Genomic DNA, 1,732 nt, shown 5'->3' with positions numbered 1-1,732 from the left:
CTAGGTGCGTGGGTCAGATCCTTCCGTTAACGCGCCGGGGTGAATCCGGTGGATAGCGCGGGGTGCTGGGAGAATCGATTCATGACGGTGACTGCCAGCCTGGAGGGTCTGTTCGAGGTCGAGCCGGGTGAGGCGCGGGCGCCGGGATCGGCTGCACCGGCGGGTGCGGGCAAGACGTTCCGTGGGTATGACCAGGGGCAGTGTTTCCTGCTCCCGCCGAGTCTGGATGACTGGCTGGACGAGGATGATGAGGCCCGGTTCATCTCCGAGGTCGTCGAAGAGCTCTTGGATCTGACGCCGGTCTACGCGTCGTACGCGTCCGCCTCGGGTGCGCCTCCGTATGACCCGCGGATGATGTTGAAGCTGCTGCTGTTCGCGTACGCGACGGGCGTGACCTCGTCTCGTGAGTTGGAGCGGCGCTGCAAGCGCGATATCGCCTTCCGGTGGCTGTCGGGCAACCAGGCGCCCGACTACCGGTCGCTGGCCCGGTTTCGTCGGCGTCACCTGGATGCCCTGCCGGGGTTGTTCCTGCAGGTGCTGCGGGTCTGCGCGGAGGCGGGGCTGGTGCGGTTGGGGCGGGTCGCGCTGGATGGCACGAAGCTGGCTGCGAACGCGTCGCGGCATAAGGCGATGAGCTATGACCGGATCGTGCCGAAGATCGATCAGCTCCAAGCCGAGGTCGCTGCGCTGCTCGCCGAGGCGGAGGCGGTCGATGAGGCCGAGGATCAGCAGTTCGGCCAGGACCGGCGCGGGGACGAGGTCGCCCCGGAGCTGGCCCGCCGTGAGGGGCGCCTGGCAAAACTACGTGCCGCGAAGGACGCGATCGAGGCCGACGCCGCCGAGAAGGCGGCAGCCGTGGCGCGGAAGAAGGCCGACGCCGCCGGTCAGCCCCCTGAGCAGGCCGACGCGGCCGTCGCGACTGCGGTGGACACGGCGGCGCCGAAGCCGAAAGCGCAACGCAATTTCACCGATCCTGAGGCGCGGATGATGAAGACGGTCCGCGGCTTCGATTACGCGTTCAACGCGCAGGCCGTTGTCGATGAGGGCCACCAGATCGTGTTGAGCGCCGAGGTCACCCAGCAGGCCACCGATATCCAGCAGTTCGTCCCGATGGCCGAGCAGACCCTACGGAACCTCGACGCGGCAGGAATCGAGCGTTCCCCAGAGGTCGTCCTCGCTGACGCGGGCTACTGCTCGGAAGCCAACCTCGAAGCCGCCGACGATCTGGACGCACAGGTGTTGATCGCGACGGGACGGCAACGTCACGGCGAGAGCTTCCCTACCGCCGGCGCCCCGGACCCGGCCCCAGAGGACGCGAGCCGGCGGGAGCGGATGGCGCACGCGCTGCGCACCGAGCAGGGCCGCACCGACTACGCGCGCCGCAAAGCCATCGTTGAACCCGCGTTCGGGCAGATGAAGACCCGGCAAAACGCCGGACAGCTCCGGCTACGCGGACTCGCCGGCGCCCAAGGCGAATGGCTACTCCACACGATCTGCCACAACCTCCGCAAGCTCCGCGTCGCTACAGCCGCCGGGCTGGCGCCCGCATAGGCCTCCCCAGGGGTCCCGGGGCGTCACAGCACGCACCGACAGTCGCCACGAGCCCCTCGCCGTGCGATCCCGCACGCTCTCACACCGCAACGGCCCGCCCGTTCCCGTTCGCGACCGTCAGCGCGCGATGCCAGAGTCAACGCCGCGCGCCACGCCACCCGATTCTGACCCGCGCACCTAG

The 1,732-nt window shown here is 69.1% G+C and carries 1 protein-coding gene; it reads left to right on the top strand.

The features are described 5' to 3' along the window. Nucleotides 1–108 precede the first annotated feature (108 nt). Nucleotides 109–1,551: an IS1182 family transposase gene (locus KVS71_RS17115; RefSeq protein WP_081766114.1), complete on the top strand. Its 1,443-nt coding sequence runs from the start codon at nucleotides 109–111 to the stop codon at nucleotides 1,549–1,551. Nucleotides 1,552–1,732: the final 181 nt, after the last annotated feature.

Origin of the sequence: Microbacterium sp. GbtcB4 (assembly GCF_019091465.1) — a bacterium.
Classification (GTDB): Bacteria; Actinomycetota; Actinomycetes; order Actinomycetales; family Microbacteriaceae; genus Microbacterium; species Microbacterium paraoxydans.
This window is presented reverse-complemented; position numbering and strand designations above follow the sequence as displayed.